The 18,264-nt window shown below is 68.2% G+C and carries 22 protein-coding genes and 1 tRNA gene; 11 read left to right on the top strand and 12 right to left on the bottom strand.

Features of this window, described 5'->3' with window-relative positions; genetic code table 11:
• Nucleotides 1–16: 16 nt before the first annotated feature.
• From IAG41_RS19815 to IAG41_RS19805, 3 genes are read right to left on the bottom strand one after another with little or no spacing between them, the layout of a single operon-like run.
• Nucleotides 17–1,750 (bottom strand): heparinase II/III family protein, encoded by a 1,734-nt coding sequence (locus tag IAG41_RS19815; protein ID WP_262408778.1) that lies wholly within the window; start codon nt 1,748–1,750, stop codon nt 17–19.
• Nucleotides 1,747–2,406 (bottom strand): ribulose-phosphate 3-epimerase, encoded by a 660-nt coding sequence (rpe, locus tag IAG41_RS19810; RefSeq protein ID WP_187730390.1) that lies wholly within the window; start codon nt 2,404–2,406, stop codon nt 1,747–1,749. The genes IAG41_RS19815 and rpe overlap by 4 nt, the downstream gene beginning before the upstream one ends.
• A gap of 48 nt (nt 2,407–2,454) precedes the next feature.
• Nucleotides 2,455–3,750, bottom strand: coding sequence for an RsmB/NOP family class I SAM-dependent RNA methyltransferase (locus tag IAG41_RS19805; protein ID WP_187730389.1), 1,296 nt, complete (start codon nt 3,748–3,750; stop codon nt 2,455–2,457).
• Between the two features lie 41 nt (nt 3,751–3,791).
• Here IAG41_RS19805 and IAG41_RS19800 point away from each other — a divergent pair, with 41 nt between their 5' ends.
• Nucleotides 3,792–3,950, top strand: coding sequence for a DUF1674 domain-containing protein (locus tag IAG41_RS19800; protein ID WP_187730388.1), 159 nt, complete (start codon nt 3,792–3,794; stop codon nt 3,948–3,950).
• Nucleotides 3,951–3,970: 20 nt separating this feature from the next.
• On the opposite strand, the gene IAG41_RS19795 is transcribed toward IAG41_RS19800, so the two are convergent.
• Nucleotides 3,971–4,942, bottom strand: coding sequence for an SDR family NAD(P)-dependent oxidoreductase (locus IAG41_RS19795; protein WP_187730387.1), 972 nt, complete (start codon nt 4,940–4,942; stop codon nt 3,971–3,973).
• A 142-nt stretch (nt 4,943–5,084) separates the two neighbouring features.
• Here IAG41_RS19795 and IAG41_RS19790 point away from each other — a divergent pair, with 142 nt between their 5' ends.
• The gene (locus tag IAG41_RS19790) at nt 5,085–5,672 is read left to right on the top strand and encodes a TetR/AcrR family transcriptional regulator (RefSeq protein WP_187730386.1); all 588 of its coding nucleotides are present in this window, start codon (nt 5,085–5,087) and stop codon (nt 5,670–5,672) included.
• Between the two features lie 10 nt (nt 5,673–5,682).
• On the opposite strand, the gene IAG41_RS19785 is transcribed toward IAG41_RS19790, so the two are convergent.
• The 3 genes from IAG41_RS19785 to tsaD are packed head-to-tail and all read right to left on the bottom strand — an operon-like array spanning nt 5,683 to nt 8,221.
• Nucleotides 5,683–6,225, bottom strand: a complete 543-nt coding sequence (locus IAG41_RS19785; RefSeq protein WP_187730385.1) for a DUF1697 domain-containing protein — start codon at nt 6,223–6,225, stop codon at nt 5,683–5,685.
• A complete protein-coding gene (locus IAG41_RS19780) occupies nt 6,222–7,199 on the bottom strand; it encodes an NAD(P)H-dependent glycerol-3-phosphate dehydrogenase (RefSeq protein ID WP_187730384.1) in 978 nt (325 codons plus the stop codon). The genes IAG41_RS19785 and IAG41_RS19780 overlap by 4 nt, the downstream gene beginning before the upstream one ends.
• Entirely contained in the window at nt 7,196–8,221 is a 1,026-nt protein-coding gene (gene tsaD, locus IAG41_RS19775; protein WP_187730520.1) for a tRNA (adenosine(37)-N6)-threonylcarbamoyltransferase complex transferase subunit TsaD, read from the bottom strand. The genes IAG41_RS19780 and tsaD overlap by 4 nt, the downstream gene beginning before the upstream one ends.
• A 37-nt stretch (nt 8,222–8,258) precedes the next feature.
• Here tsaD and hemC point away from each other — a divergent pair, with 37 nt between their 5' ends.
• From hemC to IAG41_RS19750, 5 genes are read left to right on the top strand one after another with little or no spacing between them, the layout of a single operon-like run.
• Nucleotides 8,259–9,164 carry a hydroxymethylbilane synthase gene (gene hemC / locus IAG41_RS19770; protein ID WP_187730383.1) on the top strand — a complete coding sequence of 302 codons (906 nt, stop codon included), beginning with the start codon at nt 8,259–8,261 and terminating at the stop codon, nt 9,162–9,164.
• Nucleotides 9,161–9,829 (top strand): uroporphyrinogen-III synthase, encoded by a 669-nt coding sequence (locus tag IAG41_RS19765; protein WP_187730382.1) that lies wholly within the window; start codon nt 9,161–9,163, stop codon nt 9,827–9,829. Before hemC ends, IAG41_RS19765 begins: the two co-directional genes overlap by 4 nt.
• Nucleotides 9,830–9,860: 31 nt before the next feature.
• Nucleotides 9,861–10,685 (top strand): hypothetical protein, encoded by an 825-nt coding sequence (locus tag IAG41_RS19760; RefSeq protein ID WP_187730381.1) that lies wholly within the window; start codon nt 9,861–9,863, stop codon nt 10,683–10,685.
• A 10-nt stretch (nt 10,686–10,695) separates the two neighbouring features.
• Nucleotides 10,696–11,880, top strand: a complete 1,185-nt coding sequence (locus tag IAG41_RS19755; RefSeq protein ID WP_187730380.1) for an acyl-CoA dehydrogenase — start codon at nt 10,696–10,698, stop codon at nt 11,878–11,880.
• Entirely contained in the window at nt 11,880–12,392 is a 513-nt protein-coding gene (locus tag IAG41_RS19750; protein WP_187730379.1) for a GNAT family N-acetyltransferase, read from the top strand. Before IAG41_RS19755 ends, IAG41_RS19750 begins: the two co-directional genes overlap by 1 nt.
• Here IAG41_RS19750 and IAG41_RS19745 read toward each other — a convergent pair.
• Both IAG41_RS19745 and IAG41_RS19740 read right to left on the bottom strand, forming a co-directional pair.
• Nucleotides 12,389–13,186 (bottom strand): DUF72 domain-containing protein, encoded by a 798-nt coding sequence (locus tag IAG41_RS19745; protein ID WP_187730378.1) that lies wholly within the window; start codon nt 13,184–13,186, stop codon nt 12,389–12,391. The genes IAG41_RS19750 and IAG41_RS19745 overlap by 4 nt on opposite strands.
• A gap of 23 nt (nt 13,187–13,209) precedes the next feature.
• Entirely contained in the window at nt 13,210–13,611 is a 402-nt protein-coding gene (locus IAG41_RS19740; protein WP_187730377.1) for a DUF2147 domain-containing protein, read from the bottom strand.
• A 245-nt stretch (nt 13,612–13,856) separates the two neighbouring features.
• Between IAG41_RS19740 and IAG41_RS19735 the strand changes: the two genes are divergently transcribed.
• Complete coding sequence (locus tag IAG41_RS19735; RefSeq protein ID WP_187730376.1) at nt 13,857–14,555, top strand: FadR/GntR family transcriptional regulator; 699 nt, start codon at nt 13,857–13,859, stop codon at nt 14,553–14,555.
• Nucleotides 14,556–14,659: 104 nt separating this feature from the next.
• Here the strand turns inward: IAG41_RS19735 and IAG41_RS19730 are convergent.
• Nucleotides 14,660–14,734 (bottom strand) — tRNA-Gly (locus IAG41_RS19730).
• Nucleotides 14,735–14,918: 184 nt separating this feature from the next.
• Between IAG41_RS19730 and IAG41_RS19725 the strand changes: the two genes are divergently transcribed.
• From IAG41_RS19725 to IAG41_RS19715, 3 genes are read left to right on the top strand one after another with little or no spacing between them, the layout of a single operon-like run.
• The gene (locus tag IAG41_RS19725) at nt 14,919–15,815 is read left to right on the top strand and encodes a tetratricopeptide repeat protein (protein ID WP_187730519.1); all 897 of its coding nucleotides are present in this window, start codon (nt 14,919–14,921) and stop codon (nt 15,813–15,815) included.
• Nucleotides 15,812–16,420, top strand: coding sequence for an LON peptidase substrate-binding domain-containing protein (locus IAG41_RS19720; protein WP_187730375.1), 609 nt, complete (start codon nt 15,812–15,814; stop codon nt 16,418–16,420). Before IAG41_RS19725 ends, IAG41_RS19720 begins: the two co-directional genes overlap by 4 nt.
• 40 nt (nt 16,421–16,460) lie before the next feature.
• Nucleotides 16,461–16,616: a hypothetical protein gene (locus tag IAG41_RS19715; RefSeq protein ID WP_187730374.1), complete on the top strand. Its 156-nt coding sequence runs from the start codon at nt 16,461–16,463 to the stop codon at nt 16,614–16,616.
• Nucleotides 16,617–16,628: 12 nt separating this feature from the next.
• Here IAG41_RS19715 and IAG41_RS19710 read toward each other — a convergent pair whose 3' ends face one another.
• Together IAG41_RS19710 and IAG41_RS19705 are read right to left on the bottom strand one after the other, a co-directional pair.
• Nucleotides 16,629–16,928: a hypothetical protein gene (locus IAG41_RS19710; protein WP_187730373.1), complete on the bottom strand. Its 300-nt coding sequence runs from the start codon at nt 16,926–16,928 to the stop codon at nt 16,629–16,631.
• Nucleotides 16,928–18,145 (bottom strand): UbiH/UbiF/VisC/COQ6 family ubiquinone biosynthesis hydroxylase, encoded by a 1,218-nt coding sequence (locus IAG41_RS19705; RefSeq protein WP_187730372.1) that lies wholly within the window; start codon nt 18,143–18,145, stop codon nt 16,928–16,930. Before IAG41_RS19705 ends, IAG41_RS19710 begins: the two co-directional genes overlap by 1 nt.
• Between the last annotated feature and the right edge of the window lie 119 nt (nt 18,146–18,264).

Here is an 18,264-nt window from a genome sequence, read left to right as displayed (position 1 = left end):
CCTTATTTCGCCCACATTACTTGGCCCGGTGGAACACCCAGCTCACGCTGGTGCCACCCGCTGGCGTGTCGCCGCTGATCACGAGCTGCTCGGTCGATTGCGGACGTCCGCGCGCATCGATCCACAGCGACGCCTCGACCGCGAGCGTGCCGCCCTTGCAGCGAAACTGCCATAGCGCGCCGGATGGCGTCCGTAGGATCGCGGCCTGGCCATCGGCGGTCGGCGCGACCTCGATATGCGGCGCCAGGTGAAAGCGCACCGCGAAGCCCGTATCGCCGCGGTTGCGCCGGCGATCGGCGGGAAGCAGCATGTCCTCGCCGCGCACGTCGCGCCCATCGTGCGACAGCGCGATCAGGCGGCGGTGGAGAAAGCCATACCGCCGCGCATAGCCGTCATGGCTCGCCTCGATCCGGCTGGAATTGTCGGTCTCGTGCCGCGCCAGCTCGACCTCGCCGACGCCGCGCCCGAGCGTGCCGTCGGCATGGATCGCGGTCGAGTTGCTGTCGCCGATCACCAGGGTCGAATGCGCCGCGGTGGTCCGCAGCCCCCCGACAAGCTCCGCCGGAAGCTGTGCATCGGCCATCCACGCGCCGCCGCAATTGACGACGATCCGGTGCGCGCCGTCCGAAAGCTCGAAGGCGAGCGTCGAGGCGCAGCCGCCCTCAACCATCCGCGCGACCGGCGGCGGTGCGGCGTCCATGATCAAAACCGTATTGCCCGCCGAAAGCCGCTGATAGCCCCAGTCGCGCGCCTGCTTGAGCGGGCGGGTGCGCACGCCGGTCGCCTCAATCGTCTGGGCGATCACGTCACCGGGTATCGGTCCCGATCCCTGCCAGCTCGAAAGCCCCTTGTCGCCATGACAGACGCCGAGCAGCGCCGTGACCATGCGATTGAGCGCGGCGGGCACGAAGGCCGGCGGATCGAAACGGCGCGCGTGATAGGCCTGGACCAGCATCGTCAGCAGCTGGATCGCCTCGAGCTGGCCCGCGGGCGAGCGGCCGACGGTGCCGCCATCCTCGAACACGGACTGGGCGAGCGCGCGGGTGAGCCCCGCTTCGCCGAACGTCCGGCGGGGATCGCCGCCCGGCAGCATCAGCCCGGCCGCGAGCACGCCGCACCAGGCCGCCAGCCGCGGCACGCCGGCCTGCGCCTTGTCGGCCGCGCGATCGATATGCCGCGCACCCCGCGCGAGCGCATGCAGCACCGAGGAGCGATAGACGAGGTCGGTGCTCGACAGGATCAGCGGCGCGTGCGCAGTCCAGAACAGGATGCGGCGACCCCACAGGTCCGCGCGCCAGGCCAGGTCGGATACCTTCTCGCCATGCGCCGCCAGCCAGCGCCGCATGATTTCCTCGGCGATCGGCGCGGCATGGACGCGGGTGGTGACGCTCGACAGGTCGCGCAACCAGGCGAAGCTCTGGAGATAGTCGCCGAACCGAGCCGACCAATCGGGATGCGCGAAATCGATCGCGTCGATCGCGCGACGCTCGCCTCGGAACTGGACCATGCCGTCGAGCAGCGCATTGCCGCGCAGCACGTCGCCGAAAAACGGGTCCTCGGCGACCGCGATCAATTTGAGCGGATGGCGCCCGCGCAGCCGCATCGTGTGGAGCGGGGTGCGCCAGGCGAAGCGCTGGAAGCGTTCGGAGATTCGGTCGGCCAGCGACAGGCCGCGATCGCCGCCCAGTCGAATCAGCCGCTTGCCTTCCTCGACTCCGTCGGCACCGGAGCCGGGAGTCAGGTCGTTCAACTTCCTCTTAGCGCGGCGATATTGGCGGCATATTGGCCGTGGCCGCCGGTAAAGGTGGCAGTGCCCGCGACCAGCGCGTCGGCACCCGCCGCGATCGCCCTGGGCGCCGTCTCGCGATCGACGCCGCCATCCACCTCGAGATCGATCGCGCGGCCCGACGCGTCGATGCGACGCCGGAGCTCGGTGATCTTGGGAAGCTGGCTTTCGATGAACTTCTGTCCGCCGAATCCCGGATTGACGCTCATCACCAGGATCAGATCGATCATGTCCATGACGTGATCGACGACGTCGACCGGAGTCGCCGGATTGAGCACCACGCCGGCGCGCTTGCCCAATGCCTTGATCGTCTGGAGCGTGCGGTGAAGATGCGGCCCGGATTCAGGATGGACCGAGATGCAGTCGGCGCCGGCATCCGCGAATGCCTGGAGGAACGGATCGACCGGGGTGATCATCAGATGCACGTCGAACGGCTTGGCGGTGTGCGGGCGCAGCGCCTTCACCACCGCCGGCCCGATCGTGATGTTGGGCACGAAATGCCCGTCCATCACGTCGACATGGATCCAGTCGGCGCCCGCTTGGTCGATCGCGCGTATCTCTTCGCCCAGTCGAGCGAAGTCGGCGGAAAGAATAGATGGGGCGATGCGGACTGCGGACATGACGAGTCCTTAGCATGGCCCGAATCGCGCGCAACGCGCGATTGCATTTCAGCCGACTCGACGCAGCCTTGCGATGAAAAAACCGTCCATCCCGCCGGCATCGGCAAGCGCACCGGGAAGAAGGCGCAGCGATCCGTCGGCGCGCGGCGCCACTCCGTCGGGAAGTTCCTCGGCGCGGACCGGCTCGATCGCGAAGTCCGGATGCGCGGCAAGGAAATGCGCGAGCTGCGCCTCGCCTTCCTTCGGCTCGAGCGAGCAGGTCGAGAAGACGAGCACGCCGCCGGGCTTCACCCAGGGCGCGGCGCGGGCGAACAGCTTGGTCTGCAATTCCGCCATTTCGGAGATCAGCGAGGGGCGGACGCGGTGGAGCACGTCGGGGTGGCGGCGGAAGATGCCGGTAGCGCTGCACGGCGCGTCGAGCAGCACCGCATCTGCGGGCTCGGCGGGTGCCCATTCGAGCAGATCGGCCGCGACGATCTTCGCCGCCAGCCCGGTGCGATCGAGATTGTCGCGAAGTCGCGCCAGACGACTTTCCGAGACATCGACCGCGGTCACCTGCCAGCCATTGGCCGCAAGCTGGAGCGTCTTGCCCCCCGGCGCGGCACACAGGTCGAGCGCGGTGCCATTGCCCTTGCCGATCAGCCGGGCGGGAATCGACGCAGCAAGATCCTGCACCCACCAGCCGCCCTCGGCATAGCCTTCGAGCCCCGGCACCGAGCCCTTCTCGTCGAGCCGGAGATGCCCCGGCATCAGACTCGTGCCGGCGAGATCGGGCGCCGCTTCGGGGTCGCGCAGCGTCAGGTCGAGCGGCGGCGGCACCGCGATCGCCCGCTCGGCATCCTCGATCATCTGGTCGCCCCAGGCGGCATGCCAGCGCAGCGCCACCGCATCGGGCAGCGACGGCGGTTCGGGCAGCAGCACCCCGCTGCGCACCAGCGTGCCGAACACGCCATGCACTAGTTTCCGTGGCCCGCCATCGACCAAAGGCAGTACCGTCGCGATCGCGGCGTGGCCCGGCGTGCCGAGCACCAGCGCCTGGACAAGCGCGATGCGCAGCGCGAATCGCGCCTTGGCGTCATCGGGCAGCCGCTGCTTGGTTGCGCTGTCGATCAGCGCATCGAGATCGGGGAGGCGGCGCAGCGTTTCCGCCGCGATGGCGTGCGCCAAGCCGCGATCGTTGGGCGCGAGGCCCTGCGCGGCATTGTCCATCGCCTGTTCGAGCGCGAGCCCGCGGCGGAGCACCGCGTCGAGGAGCTTGAGGGCCGCGCGGCGCGTGGGAACGCCCGGGGCATCGGCGTTCTGCACGCGCCCGGCTCGACTTTGTTTATCTTGACCTTGCTTCATTGCGCGCCGATTTGGGCGTCATCGAGCTTGAAGGCAATGCCATGGGCCAGCGCCCCGAACATCTGAAGCCGCCCGCACATCTGACGCCGAGCCCCCCGGTGCCCGAACCCGCGCCGGCAAAGCCGACCGAGGATCCGCTCGGCAAGGACCCTACCCGCTATGGCGACTGGGAATTGAAGGGCGTGGCGGTCGATTTCTGACCGCCACGCGCCGCCGTTCGTCAGAAGCTTTCGCCGACCCACGCCTCCGTCTTGGCCCAGAGCGCCTTGGCACGCTCGGGGTCGAGCGCATAGGGGCGCACGCCTTCGCTCACCGGAGTGATAACGCCGTCGGTGATCAGCGTGGTGACGTGGCAATTCTCGCAATAGCGGCCGCCCACCTCATCGGCCCGCGCGACCGCACCCGCCCAGACCGAGGTCGCCGCGCCCTGCGGAATCGTCTTCCACTGGAAGGGCGGCTCGCCCAGCTTCGCCAGATCGGCATTGATCGACGCAAGCATCGCATTCAGCGTCTCTTCGCCGACATGGCGACCCAGCTCCGTCTGGATGCCGCCGGGATGCACCGCGGTCGCGCGGACGCCGCGCTCACGGTGGCGCCGGTCGAACTCGACGGCGAACAGGATGTTCGCGGTCTTGGAGCGGCCATAGGCAACGCGCGGATCATAGGGGGTGCGCTCGAAATTCGGACCGTCGAGATCGACATCGGCGTAGCGATGACCCGAAGAGGCGAGGTTCACCAACCGGCCACCCGACGCGATCAACGGTGCGATGCGGTTGACCAGCACGAAATGGCCGATGTGATTGGTGCCGATCTGCGTCTCGAAGCCGTCGATGGTATGCCCGAACGGCGTGGCCATCACACCGGCATTGGCGATCACCAGGTCGAACGGCTTGCCCGAATCGAGCAGCCGGTCGGCGGCGGCGCGCACGCTGGCGAGCGAGGCGAGGTCGAGCTCGACCAGCTCGATGCCGCCCCCGTTCGCGGCATCGGCCCGAACCGGCGCGGTCGCCGCTTCCGCCTTGGCGAGATCGCGGGCGGCGCCCACCACCTGCGCCCCGTGCGCGGCGAGCGCCCGCGCCGTCTCCACGCCCAGCCCGGCCGAGACGCCGGTCACCAGCACGCGCTTGCCGCGCAAATTCACGCCTGCCAGCACCTCGTCGGTGGTGGAGGTTGCGCCGAATGAATCAGCCATGATCAACTCCTTGAATCCATGAAGCAACACGCCGCCTCTGCCGGAAACGGCATTGTCGTCCGGCCTGTTGCGATATAAAGGGAGGGCAGCTCCGCTTTTAATACGGAGGAACCCTCCGTTTTTCAAGGGATGCGCGAAGAAATTGTCTGACGCGAGCGCTCCGAACTCCCGCAAGCCGCGCGCCGATGCCGAACGCAACCGGCTCCGGCTGCTCGAGGCGGCGAAGACGGTCTTTGCCGAAAAGGGGGCGGACGCCAGTCTCGAGGAGATTGCGCGCACCGCCGGCGTCGGGATCGGCACGCTCTATCGCCACTTCCCGACACGCGACGCGCTGGTCGAGCAGGTCTACCGGACCGAATCGGCGCAGCTAGCCCAAGCCGCTGCCGATCTCGCCCGTATCCACCCGCCGGTCGAGGCGCTGCGGCTGTGGATGCGACTGTTCGTCGATTATCTCGCCACCAAGCAGATCATGTCGGAAGCGCTGAACGCGATGGTCTGCGGACCTGCCGAACTCTATGCCGCGTCGGGCCCGCCGCTGAAGGCGGCTCTCGCCCAACTCGCCGAACGCGCGGTGGCGAGCGGCGCGATCCGCCTCGATGTCGATCCGCTCGACATGCTCCGGGCGCTGGTAGGGGTGGCCCAGCCCGAGGCTGGAAACGCCGGTCGCGAAACCGCCAAGCGCCTGGTCGACATCATGATCGCCGGCGCGCGCCTGGAAGCTGTCGGCTAGGCTGCCGGGACTATCCGTCCGCCAGCATCGCCGCGAGCTTGTTCACCGTGTTCCAGTTGCGCGCCGTTGCGATCTTCGGGAATTTCGCCTTCGCCATTGTCTGGAGCAGCTTCGAGTCGCGCATCGCCTGCTGGCTCGTATAGTCGACATAGAGCTCGCGCCCGATCGCCTGCATTCGCTCGGGGCCGGCGTGAATCTCCGCGTGGCGCTCGAGCGGTCCTTCCGGAAAGGGATCGCGGTGGAACGTCACCAGCATATGACTGGGATGATCGATCGCGGCCTCTTCATAGGGATTGGCGGCGATCGCCGCGCGCATCTCGTCCAGATCGCGGACGATCACATCGGTCTTCAGGCCGTGCTCCAGGAAGGCCGCTTCCAGCCGGCGCTCGATCTCGGGGCCGCTTTCCGTACTGTCGAAGACGACATTGCCCGAAGCGAGCAACGTCTCCACCCGCTCATAGCCCAGGCCCTCGGTGATCGCCTTGAGATCGGACGAAAGCAGCTTGCGCCCGCCCAGATTGACGCCGCGCAGCAGGGCCGTCCAGCGCTTCACACCGCCTCCGCGCGCAACGGCCGGCTGAGCAGCGCCTCGACCACCGCGCGGACGTCCGCGCCTTCGAGCAGCGCGTTGACCGCCTCGGTGACTGGCATGTCCACACCCGCTTCCGCCGCCGCTTCGCGAAGCACCGGCGCGGTGAACGCGCCTTCCGCCACCGTCTTGCGATCGGCCATCAGCTCGACGGCGCTGCGGCCTTGGCCCAGCCCGAGCCCCAGCGAGAAGTTGCGCGAATTGGTCGACGAGCAGGTGAGGACCAGGTCACCCAGGCCCGAAAGCCCGGTCAGCGTCTCGGCCTGCGCGCCGCGCGCCAGGCCGAAGCGCGTCATCTCGGCAAAGCCGCGCGCGATGAGCGCGGCGCGGGCGTTGAGCCCCAGCCCCGCGCCCTCGACCACGCCACAGGCGATCGCGAGCACATTCTTGACCGCGCCGCCGATCTCCGCGCCAATCACGTCGGTGGAGGCATAGGTGCGGAAGGCAGGACCGGCGAGCCGAGCGGCGAGCCGCGCGCCCAGATCCTCGTCCTCGCAAGCCAGCGTGACCGCAGTCGGCTTGCCCGCCGCGACTTCGCTGGCGAAAGTCGGTCCGGAGAGCACCGCAATCGGCGCGCCCGGTGCCGCCGCGCGGGCGACTTCACCGACGAGCAGGCGCGTGCCCGCCTCAATCCCCTTGGCACAGAGCACCAGCGGCGTGCTTCCCACCGGTGTCGCACCGAGCACCGCGCGGACATGCTGGGCAGGCGCGACGACGAGCAGCGCGTCGAGCCTGGCGAGTTCGCCCAAGTCACCCGTCGCCCGAATCGAAGGCGAAAGCGGCACGCCTGCGAGGAACTGGCTGTTCTCGTGACGCGCGTTGACGCTCTCGACGACCTCCGCCTCGCGCGCCCAGAGCAATACCGACTGCCCGCCCCGCGCCGCTACTGCCGCGAGCGCCGTGCCCCAGGCACCGCCGCCGATCACGCCGATCCTCATGCTTTCACTCCCGCGCCACGCACCTTTTCCGCATCCGGATCGAGCGGCCAGCGGGGGCGTGCCGGGAAATCGAGCGGGTCGGTAAAGCCGGCGGCAAAGCGCTCGGCCCCCGCCCAGGCGATCATCGCGGCATTGTCAGTGCACAGCCAGAGCGGCGGCGCGACGAAACGCAGGCCGTGCTCGGCGGCCAGGCCCTCGAGCGCCGAGCGCACCGCCTTGTTCGCCGCGACGCCGCCGGCAACAACCAGCGCGGTGGGATTGACCCCGGCGAGCGCGCGGCGGGTGCGGTCGATCAGGCAGTCGACCACCGCCTGCTGGAAGGAAGCGGCCAGATCCTCGGCTTTATGGTCGTTCACCGCACGCGCGACGGCGCTCTTCAGCCCCGCGAAGGAGAAATGCGGCTCGGCCGATCCGACCAGCGGGCGCGGCAGCGGAACTGCCTTCGGATTCCCCCGGGCGGCGGCTTCCTCGACCGCCGGCCCACCGGGAAAGCCCAGGCCGAGCAGCTTGGCAGTCTTGTCGAAGGCCTCGCCCGCGGCATCGTCGATCGTGGTGGCGAGCCGGCGATAGCTGCCGACGCCCTCGACTAGCAGCAATTGGCAATGTCCGCCCGAGACGAGCAGCAGCAGATAGGGAAATTCGAGGCTGGGATCGCTCAGCCGCGGTGACAGCGCATGGCCTTCGAGGTGATTGACCGCGACCAGCGGCTTGCCACTCGCCAGCGCCAGCGCCTTGCCGGTCACAAGCCCCACCATGACGCCACCGATCAGCCCCGGTCCCGCCGTCGCGGCGATCGCGTCGACGTCGGCGAGCGTCACGCCCGCTTCCGCCAGCGCCGCTTCGACCAAGGGCGCCAGCACCTCGACATGCGCGCGCGCCGCGATTTCAGGAACGACCCCGCCATAAGGGCGATGCGCCTCATCCTGGCGCGCGAGCTGGTGCGCGCGGATCGTGCCGTCGCTTTCCACCAGCGCCGCCGCCGTCTCGTCGCAGCTCGATTCAAGCCCCAGGATCAGTGCCATCGCTTCCATCTAGGCCGCCCAGCCGCTAGCACAAGCCATGCCTCCGTTCCGCCTCGGTACCCGCGGGTCTCCGCTCGCCCTTGTCCAAGCCAATATCGTCCGCGATGCGCTGGCCGCCGCGCATGGAATCACGGCCGAGATCGTCGTGATCCGCACCACCGGCGACAAGGTGCAGGACCGCGCGCTCGCTGAGATCGGCGGCAAGTCGCTCTGGACCAAGGAGCTCGATCGCGCGCTGCTGGGCGGCGATATCGATTGCGCGGTGCATTCGATGAAGGATGTCGAGACCTTCCGCCCGGACATGATCGCGATCGCCGCGATCCTGCCTCGCGCCGATGTGCGTGACCGGCTGGTCGGCGCCGATAGCATCGCGGCGCTCAGGCAGGGCGCAGTGGTCGGCACCGCATCGCCCCGCCGCGCGGCGCAGTTGAAACGGCTGCGGCCCGATATCGAGACCGTCTTGTTCCGCGGCAATGTCGATACCCGCCTCGCCAAGCTGGCGGCGGGCGAGGCCGACGCCACGTTGCTCGCCGCGGCGGGTCTGGAGCGCCTGGGACGTCATGACGTCGGATTTGCCGTCCCCACCAATGTGATGCTGCCCGCACCGGCGCAGGGCGCGGTCGGGATCGAAGTGCGTGCGGACGACGCCCATGCCCGCGCGCTGATCGCAGCGATCGACGATCCGCACACCCGTGTCTGCGTCCTTGCCGAACGCGCGCTGCTCGCGGCGCTCAAGGCCGATTGCCATTCGCCGGTCGCGGCGCTCGCCACGCTGGAGGGCGCGATCCTGACGATCGAGGCGGAGCTCCTCTCTGAGGACGGCGGCGCGCATGTCCATGGCCAGATCGAGGGCGCGCCGCTCGATCACGACCTCCCCGCCGCGCTCGCCCGCGACCTGCTCGACCGCGCGCCGGAAAGCGTGCGGCGGTTGTTCGAGGGATGAGTCGCGCGATCGCGGTGCTGCGGCCCGAGCCCGGCAACCGCGTCACCACGGCGGCGATCGAGGCACGCGGGCGCCGCGCGATCCGCCTGCCCTTGTTCGAAGCGCGCGCCGTGGCGTGGGAAGTGCCCGATCCGGAACGGTTCGACGCCCTGCTGCTCACCAGCGCCAATGCCGTGCGCCACGCTGGAGCGGGCCTGACGCAATTGCGGGAATTGCCCGTGCACGCGGTGGGTGACGTCACCGCCGAGGCGGCGCGGCGGGCGGGCTTTGCCGTCGCATCGATCGGCGAGTCGGGGGCCGAGGCGCTGGTCGCGCGGGCGGAAGCAATGGGCGTACAGCGGGCGCTTCATCTCGCGGGGCGCGAGCGGACACTGGAGATCGGCGGCATTATCGCGGAGGTGGTGACCATCTACGTAAGCGAGGCGCTGCCGATCACCGCGGACATGGCAGCTAGGCTCGCGGGTTCGGTCGCGCTGATCCAGTCGGCGCGCGCAGGCGCCCGGCTCGCGGAGATTGTCGCGCTCGCCCAACGCAAGGACATCATTCTGGTCGCGACCAGCGAACGCGCCGCCGCCGCCGCGGGAGCGGGTTGGGAGCGCGTTTTGGTCCCTCCCGAATTCCGCGGAACCGCGCTGATCGACGCCGCAATCGCGCTCGCCGATTGACCGGGCCGACCGGGACGGCGAAAAGGGCCCTATGAGCGACGAGCCCCTCGCCCCGCAGTCTCCGCTGCGCAACCGGATACTGATCGGCGGCCTAGGCTTTCTGGGCGGCGTGGCCCTGACCGCGGGATTGATCCAGCTGACCGGCATGCCGGCGCTTAGCCCCGCCAAGGCCCCGCCACCCCAGAGCAGCCCCCAGCCGCAGCCTTTGGCCGTGCCCGCGCTCCCCCCGGGCACCGACATGGCAACGCTGAACGCGCGCGAGGCCGAGTTGGCCGGCAAGCTCGACCAGCTCGAGCAGCGCATCGCCGACACCAATGGCAGCGCGCGCAACGCCGCTTCCTATGCCACCCAGGCCGAACGACTGATGATCGCCTTCTCGGTGCGCCGCGCGATCGAGCGCGGCCAGCCACTCGGCAGCCTGGAGAACCAGCTCCGCGCTCGTTTCGGCGAACAGCATGTTGAGGCGGTGGCTGCGATCGTCGCCGCGGCGGCGCAGCCAGTGACGCTCGAGGATCTGCGCCTCGCGCTCGACACGATCGGGCCGCGGCTGGCGAGCGGTCCCAATGACAGCCTATGGGCGCGCTTCCGCGGTTTCATCGGCGACATGATCGTGGTGCGCCAGGCCGATGTGCCGAGCCCGCGCACCTCCGATCGCCTGCGTCGTGCCCGGCGCGCGCTCGATCAGGGCGATGTCGAGGCGTCGCTCGCCGAAGTCGCGCACCTTCCCGGCGCCGCCAATGCCGAGAGCTGGACCGGCGCCGCGCGCCGTTTCCTGGCCGCGCGCAACGGCCTGAACGAAATCGAGCGGGCGGCCGTGGAGACCGCCCCCGCACAGCCGGCACGCCCGGCGATCTGAGGAACTGATTATGGCAGAGATGGGCCGGTTCGACTGGCAGGATCCGTTTGGGCTCGAATCGCAGCTCACCGACGAGGAACAGATGGTGCAGGCCGCCGCGCGCGATTACGCGCAGGGCGAGTTGCTGCCGCGTGTGACCACGGCGTTCCTCGAGGAGCGATTCGACCGCGAGATCATGTCCGAGATGGGCGCGCTCGGCCTGCTCGGGCCGACCATCCCCGAAACCTATGGCGGCGCCGGTCTCGGTTATGTCGCCTATGGCCTGGTCGCGCGCGAGGTCGAACGCGTCGATTCGGGCTATCGCTCGGCGATGAGCGTCCAGAGCTCGCTCGTGATGCACCCGATCTATGCGTACGGTACCGAGGAGCAGCGGCGGAAATATCTGCCCAGGCTCGCCAGCGGCGAATGGGTCGGCTGTTTCGGCCTGACCGAGCCAGATGCTGGCTCGGACCCCGGCGGGATGCGCACCCGCGCGGAGAAGATCGACGGCGGCTATCGCCTTACCGGCACCAAGATGTGGATCACCAACTCCCCGATCGCTGACGTCATGGTGGTCTGGGCCAAGTCCGATGCGCATGGCGGCGGGATCAAGGGCTTCGTCCTCGAACGCGGCATGAAGGGGCTTTCGACACCCAAGATCGAAGGCAAGCTAAGCTTGCGCGCCTCGATCACCGGCGAGATCGTGATGGACGGCGTCGAGGTGGGCGAGGATGCGCTGCTGCCCGAAGTGCAGGGCCTAAAGGGTCCGTTCGGCTGCCTCAACCGCGCGCGCTACGGCATCGCCTGGGGCACGATGGGCGCGGCCGAGGCCTGCATGCACGCCGCCCGGCAATATACGCTCGATCGCGCCCAGTTCGGCCGCCCGCTCGCGGCGACCCAGTTGGTCCAGCTCAAGCTCGCCAATATGGAGACCGAGATCGCGCTCGGCCTGCAAGCGGCTTTGCGCTGCGGGCGCATGTTCGAGGAAGGGACGCTCTCCCCGGAGGCGATCTCGATCATCAAGCGCAACAATTGCGGCAAGGCGCTCGACATCGCCCGCGTCGCCCGCGACATGCATGGCGGCAACGGCATCTCGGCCGAGTTCCATGTGCTGCGCCACGCGATCAACCTCGAGACGGTCAACACCTATGAGGGCACGCACGACGTGCACGGGCTGATCCTCGGCCGGGCGATCACCGGGATCGCCGCCTTCTGATGGATCTGCAGCCGACTCTGACCGGCGATCTCGTGGTGCTGCGCCCGACCGTCCCCGAGGACTGGGACGCGATGTACGCGGTCGCCTCCGATCCGCTGATCTGGGAACAGCATCCGGCCAACGACCGCTGGCAGGAAGACGAGTTCCGCAAATATTTCGCGGACGCACTGGCATCGGGCGGCGGCCTGACGATCCTCGACAAGGCGACGGGCGCGATTATCGGTGCCAGCCGCTATTACGGCTATGCGCCCGAACGCGACGAAATCGAGATCGGCTGGACCTTCCTCGCCCGCAGCTATTGGGGCGGCGCCTATAATCGCGAGGTCAAGCGGCTGATGGTCGATCACATCCATCTCTATGTCGGCTGCGCGATCTTTCTGGTGGGCGAAGGCAATCTGCGATCGCAGGGAGCCATGGCCAAGATCGGCGGGGTCCGCCGCACCGAGATGCTCAGCCGCGAATATAACAGCGGCGTCCACCCCCAGGTCGTGTTCGAGATCCGTCGCTCCTAAGCCAGCCGCCGAATCAGCTCCTGCGCCGCGGCCGGCGCGCGGACTTTGCCGCCATGGATGAAGAAGACGAAGGTCTCGCGCGGAGTCACTGGCGGCACCTCGTCGCTCGCATAGGGCAGGCCCTCGGGCCGCCCGCCCGCCGCCCAGCTTTTCACCACCTCGGTCCAGCGCGGAAAATGCGCCCCGGGATAGCACAGCGGATTCTCGTCCTCGCCGGCCTCGAGCCGCGCATAGACGAAGTCCGCGCTGATATCGGCGATCGCGGGATATTGCGGCGAATCGGCATAGACGATCGCCACCCCCGCCTTGCGGCACATCGCGACGAATTCGGGCACGTGGAAACTGTCGTGCCGCACCTGCACGGCGTGACGCAGCGCCACGCCCTCGTGCTTGCGCGGAAGCAGGTCGAGGAACGCCTGGAAATCGGCGGCGTCGAACTTCTTGGTCGCCATGAACTGCCAGAAGAGCGGCCCGAGCTTGTCGCCCAGCTCGACCAGCCCCTGGCCGACGAAGCGCTGCACCGATTCGCCCGCTTCTGCCAGCACCTTGCGGTTGGTGCAGAAGCGCGAGCCCTTGACCGTATAGACGAACCCCTCGGGCGCCGCCGCCGCCCAGCCGGCGAAGCTCGCGGGCTTGAACGTCGAATAATAGGTCCCGTTGATCTCGATCGCGGTGAGCGCGCGCGCGGCGAACTCCAGCTCCTTCTTCTGCGCCAGGCCCGGCGGATAGAAGGTCCCGCGCCAGGGCTCGAACGTCCAGCCGCCGATGCCGACATGAATAAGTGCGCTGCTCATGCCCTGCGGCATAACGCGGCCAGTCACTCGATTCGAGTCCAGGTCTGCGATTTGCACCCGATCCCGAACGCCAGACACCCCTTTCCGACGATCTTGTCGGGGCCGACCAACGTCACCGTGCCTGAAAAGGTCTTGTTGATGTCGGGGACGAACACCTTGCCCTTCCACACGCCGGGACGGATCAGCTTGAAATTGCGGAACAGCTGCGTGCCGACCAGGTTCTTCGTCCCTCCGCGCGCCGCATCGGCCTTCGCCTTGTCGTTCGCCCAGACGACGGTGCCGCACATCGCCTGTCCGCCGCATGGGTGCGAACGGATGTGCACGCTGTTGCTGGGATTGGCCCAGACCTTGGGCGTCGGAAGTGCCTGGCCGGTAAGCGCCAGGAACAAGCCGGCGATCGCGGCAGGGATTAGGCGTGACGGCATTTGGCTCTCCCGATTCGGTCGCGCCCATATTGCCGCGGACCCGGCCAGGCGCGAAGCGCGGTTAGATGGATCCTGCATATCGGTTGGACAGATTGCAGCAGTATTTGCTTCTTTGGCCACCAACGCTTCGATCTAACCGGTTACTTGGCAAACTTGTCCTACCAAAGCGATGATGGCGGGTCGCGGCGCACTGGCGCTGTCCGTCGCTGCGCGGTATCATTTTGGCGATGACGGAGCGCCGCCCCATGCCGGAAGTCGATCGCCGATGGGGCGAAGGCCGACTGGCGGATCGCGCTTATTCGCGAATCGTCGAGATCATCAACGACGACGATCTGCGCGTTGGCGATCGACTCCCTTCCGAATCGCGGCTCGCCGAGACCTTCGGCATGTCGCGCACGATAATCCGCGAGGCATTGGTCCGGCTCGCCGCCGACGGCATCACCGAGGCGCGGCGCGGCGCCGGCTCCTATGTCATGCGTCGCCCGTCTGAACGGCTGGGTGCACATATGCCCTGGTCGGATCTGTCGGCGACGCTCGGCACCTATGAGGTCCGCTTCGTGCTCGAGGCGGAGGCCGCGCGGCTTGCGGCGATGCGCCGGTCGAGCGAGCAGCTCGCCGCGATCGAAGCCGCGCTGGAGGATCTGCGCCGCGCATTGCTATCCGACGCCCCCGCGCATGACGAGGATTGGGAGCTCCACCGCGCGATCGTGCTGGCGACCGCGAACACCGCGTTCGTCTCGACGTTTGAGCATCTCCATGAGGAAGTGTTGCGTATCCTCAAGGCTGGCGTCGACATATCGCGCGCGCGGCCGCCCGAGGCGATCGGCGCGATGATGCGCGAGCACGAGATGGTGGTGGAGGCAATACGCGCCCAGGATGCCGATGGCGCCGCGCTCGCGATGCGCTGGCATCTCACCCAGGGGCGGAAAAGGCTGATGCCCTGACGGTTTGGGTCGCGGCGAAGCCATGCCGTCGGTCGTCGCTATGCGACGCCGACCGCGCTTCGCTGATTTTCGCGATTTAGCCGCACTAAATCGCGCAGCGAAGCTGGAGCGGGCGAAGGGATTCGAACCCTCGACCCCGACCTTGGCAAGGTCGTGCTCTACCCCTGAGCTACGCCCGCTCTGGCGTTGCCCCGTGCCGCCGAAGCGCACCGGGCGGGTGAGGCGCGGCCACTAGCAGCGGGTCACACCCAACGCAAGCCCCTAAGCGCTCTCCCCGAAAAGGCTTGGCGCCGTGGGCGCAAACCCCCACATAGGCGGCTAACCCCACCAATTCCCAGGAGCACCCCGTTGGCCACGCTTGGTTTGAGCCCCGCCGAGAAGGAAGCCGTCGACGCATTCCGCCGCGACATCGTCGAGCCTTCGATGACGAGCCTCGTCATCCTCGATTTCTGGGCCGAATGGTGCGGGCCGTGCAAGGCGCTGAGCCCGGTGCTCGAAAAGGTCGCCGCGGAATATGCGGCGAAGGGCGTGACGCTCGCCAAGATCGATGTCGACAAGAACCAGTTCATCGCCTCGCAATTCCAGGTCAAGTCGATCCCGACCGTCTATGCGATGTTCCAGGGCCAGCTCGTCGCCGATCTGACCAGCGCGCGTACCGAGACCCAGGTCCGCACCATGCTCGACCAGATCCTCCGCCAGCTCCCGGTGCAGAGCGAGGAAGCTCAGGTCGAGGCCGAGCTGGAGCCGCTGATCGCGATGGGCGAACAGGTGCTGCAGGACGGCGACAATGAGCGCGCGCTATCGATCTTCGAGCAGCTGGCCGAAATGGCGCCCGAGCATCCCACGGTGATCGCCGGCCGCGTCCGCGCGCTCGTCGCACTGGGCCGTACCGACGAAGCGGCGGCCGCTCTCGCCGCGCTTCCCGAGGAAGCCGCCAAGGCCCCCGAGATCGAGCGCGCCCGCGCCGCGCTGACGCTCGCCCAGGAAGCGCAGCCGGTCGCCGATCTGTCCGGCCTCGCCGCACAGGCGGCCGCCAATCCCGAGGACATGGATGCGCGCTACGAACTCGCCGGCGGCCAGATGGCGGCGGGAGACCGCGACGGCGCCGCCACGACCCTGCTCGCGATGGTCCAGGACGATCGCGACTGGAATGAAGGCGCGGCACGCCAGCGACTTCTCAAGCTGTTCGAGGTTGTCGGGCTCGAGGATCCCTGGGTTTCGGCGCAGCGCCGCAAGCTCTCCGCGATCCTGTTCGGATGAAGCCGACGCGGCTTTCGATATTCCCGCTGGGGGGCGCCTTGCTGTTTCCGCGGATGCAGCTGCCGCTCCACATTTTCGAGCCGCGCTACCGCGCGATGATCACCGATTCGCTGGCGCGCGACCGGCGCATCGGCATGATTCAGCCGCGCGACGCGAACGAGCCGCCGGCGCTGTTCGACGTGGGTTGCGTCGGCCGGATCGCCGATGTGGAGGCGCTGCCCGACGGCCGGTTCGACATCGTGCTTGAGGGGCTGGCGCGCTTCACGATCCTGCGCGAACTCGACGTGACGACGCCGTTCCGCCAGGTCGAGGCCGAGCTGGAAGAAGGCCGTGAGGACGAGTTCCTGTCGCTCGGCGAGCGCGCTTCGCTCGAGATGGAATCGCGCAGGTTCGCTGACGGGCTCGGCTATGCGGTCGATTGGGAAGCGGTGACGCGGCTCGACGATGAAGCGCTGGTCAACGGCATCGCCCAGATCGCTCCGTTCGACGTGGCATCGAAACAGGCGCTGCTCGAAGCCGATTCGCTCGGCGACCGCGCCCGACTGATCGTCCAGCTGATGCAGTTCTTCGGCCGCCACGGCGACGACGGCGGCACGCTGCAATAGGCGCGTACGTTAACAGGATCGTCGCCGGTTCGCGCTAGCCATGGGCGCGATGGGGCAACATCATTCCGAGCGGAATCGCGAATCGGAGGCGGTCGCCGACGAGCGATCGCTGCCGAGCACGCCGGACCTGGTCTTCACGACCGGGTTGTCGCTGGCGATAGTCGCAGGCCTGGCGCTCGGATTCATCTTCCGCTGAGAAGGCATTCCGTCATAGCCGCGGCGCAAGCACAAGACACATCGCAACAGCAAGCCAGGCGAGCGTAACGGGCCATATTGCCAATCTCGCGTTCAAAACTGCCTTGGTGACGACAGGATCGCCGAGCTTCCGATGTCGGCCGCTCCAGACGTACCCATTCATATGAGCACAGCCGAGGCCGATGCGCTGAAGTAGGGAAAGCGAAGTGCCGTTTCGATCATGGAGCGCGCGCAGGACTTGCTTCAGCCTGTGCTCGTAGAAGCACATAGCGACGATGAAGGCGCCCACGCCGATCAGCAATGGCACCGTCATCACACCGCCACGCCCTGCAGCAGCTTGGGCACATCGCCGCTCTCACCGCGCGCCTCGCCCATGAACCAGCGCTTCAGGGGTGGCATCTTGTCGACCGCGGACAGGCCAAAGCGCCGCACCGCGTTCGCGGTCCTGCCGGGCACACCGAACAAACGGGTCAGCCCGTCGGTGGCCGCGGCGACCATGAACGTGTCGAGCCCGCGCCAGCGCTGGTAGCGCGCCAGCAACTGGGAGTCGCCCAGGTCCATGCCCAGCCGCTTTCCGTCGACGAGCACTTCGACCAGAGTCGCGACGTCGCGGAAGCCGACATTGACGCCCTGGCCCGCGATCGGATGGATGCCGTGTGCCGCATCGCCGACCAAAGCGAGGCGGTCGGCCGTGATCCAGGCGGCGTGGTGAAAGCCGAGCGGATGGCTGAAGCGGGTCGAGAGCGGACCGAGCTCGCCCAGGAAGCCGCCCATCCGTTTCTCCGCCTCCGCCAGATAGGCGCGATCGGAGATCTTGTTCATCCCCGCCGCATCGCGCGCATTGACCGTCCAGACCACCGCCGAGCGATGACCATTCTCGTCGTCAAGCAGCGGCAGGATCGCGAACGGCCCTTCGGGATAGAAGATCTCGAACGCGATATTCTCGTGGCTGCGCTCGTGTCCGAGCGTGGCGACCATCGCGGCATGGTCGTAGGTCCAGCGCGCGACCTTCAAGCCCGCGGCGTCACGCGTCGGCGAATTGCGGCCCTCCGCGGCGACCAGCAGCTGGGCACGCACCGTCACGCCCGAATCGAGCGTCGCGGTCACGCCGAATTCGCCGCGCTCGACGGAAACGGCGCGCGTCTGCATGCGCAGATCGACGCCGGGCGCCGCCCGCGCCGCCTCGAGCAGCGCTGCGCGCAGCACGCGATTCTCGAACATATGGCCCAGCGCGCCTTCGCCCTCGTCCGGCGCGAAATCGAGCTTGCCCGGCGCCAGCCCGTCCGAGACGCGGATGCCCTCGATCGGATTGCCCTTGCCGGCCAGACGTGGCGCGACACCAATCGCCTCGAACATCCGCATCGGCGCGCTGGCGATCGCCGAGGCGCGGCCATCGAAGCTCGCGGCCAGCGTCTTTTCCAGATCGGCGGGATCGATCACGATCGAGGTCAGGCCATGCGCGTCGAGCGCAACCGCCAGCGCGCTGCCGACCAGCCCGCCGCCGAGGATGAGTATGTCCGCTGAATCCATAAGTCCGCACTAGCACTTTCGCTCGGCGGTGCCAGCCCGCCGAGCCGGTACAAAACAGGTCCATCTTGACGCCGGACTCGGCAAAGGCGATGGTTGCGCCGCACCCCTGACAATCTGGA

Source organism: Sphingomonas sp. JC676, assembly GCF_014489075.1.
GTDB lineage: Bacteria > Pseudomonadota > Alphaproteobacteria > Sphingomonadales > Sphingomonadaceae > Sphingomonas.
The sequence above is the reverse complement of the archived record's forward strand: the minus strand, read 5'-3'. Positions and strand labels throughout refer to the sequence as shown.

Bases quoted from the DNA above. Each gene is read 5' to 3' on its own strand.
- IAG41_RS19720 (WP_187730375.1), top strand. From the start codon at position 15,812: ATGAAGCCGACGCGGCTTTCGATATTCCCGCTGGGGGGCGCCTTGCTG.
- IAG41_RS19735 (WP_187730376.1), top strand. From the start codon at position 13,857: ATGCCGGAAGTCGATCGCCGATGGGGCGAAGGCCGACTGGCGGATCGC.
- rpe (WP_187730390.1), bottom strand. From the start codon at position 2,406: ATGTCCGCAGTCCGCATCGCCCCATCTATTCTTTCCGCCGACTTCGCT.
- tsaD (WP_187730520.1), bottom strand. From the start codon at position 8,221: ATGGCACTGATCCTGGGGCTTGAATCGAGCTGCGACGAGACGGCGGCG.
- IAG41_RS19740 (WP_187730377.1), bottom strand. From the start codon at position 13,611: ATGCCGTCACGCCTAATCCCTGCCGCGATCGCCGGCTTGTTCCTGGCG.
- IAG41_RS19800 (WP_187730388.1), top strand. From the start codon at position 3,792: ATGGGCCAGCGCCCCGAACATCTGAAGCCGCCCGCACATCTGACGCCG.
- IAG41_RS19760 (WP_187730381.1), top strand. From the start codon at position 9,861: ATGAGCGACGAGCCCCTCGCCCCGCAGTCTCCGCTGCGCAACCGGATA.
- IAG41_RS19710 (WP_187730373.1), bottom strand. From the start codon at position 16,928: ATGACGGTGCCATTGCTGATCGGCGTGGGCGCCTTCATCGTCGCTATG.
- hemC (WP_187730383.1), top strand. From the start codon at position 8,259: ATGCCTCCGTTCCGCCTCGGTACCCGCGGGTCTCCGCTCGCCCTTGTC.
- IAG41_RS19745 (WP_187730378.1), bottom strand. From the start codon at position 13,186: ATGAGCAGCGCACTTATTCATGTCGGCATCGGCGGCTGGACGTTCGAG.
- IAG41_RS19755 (WP_187730380.1), top strand. From the start codon at position 10,696: ATGGCAGAGATGGGCCGGTTCGACTGGCAGGATCCGTTTGGGCTCGAA.
- IAG41_RS19750 (WP_187730379.1), top strand. From the start codon at position 11,880: ATGGATCTGCAGCCGACTCTGACCGGCGATCTCGTGGTGCTGCGCCCG.
- IAG41_RS19705 (WP_187730372.1), bottom strand. From the start codon at position 18,145: ATGGATTCAGCGGACATACTCATCCTCGGCGGCGGGCTGGTCGGCAGC.
- IAG41_RS19780 (WP_187730384.1), bottom strand. From the start codon at position 7,199: ATGAGGATCGGCGTGATCGGCGGCGGTGCCTGGGGCACGGCGCTCGCG.
- IAG41_RS19795 (WP_187730387.1), bottom strand. From the start codon at position 4,942: ATGGCTGATTCATTCGGCGCAACCTCCACCACCGACGAGGTGCTGGCA.
- IAG41_RS19765 (WP_187730382.1), top strand. From the start codon at position 9,161: ATGAGTCGCGCGATCGCGGTGCTGCGGCCCGAGCCCGGCAACCGCGTC.
- IAG41_RS19715 (WP_187730374.1), top strand. From the start codon at position 16,461: ATGGGCGCGATGGGGCAACATCATTCCGAGCGGAATCGCGAATCGGAG.
- IAG41_RS19805 (WP_187730389.1), bottom strand. From the start codon at position 3,750: ATGAAGCAAGGTCAAGATAAACAAAGTCGAGCCGGGCGCGTGCAGAAC.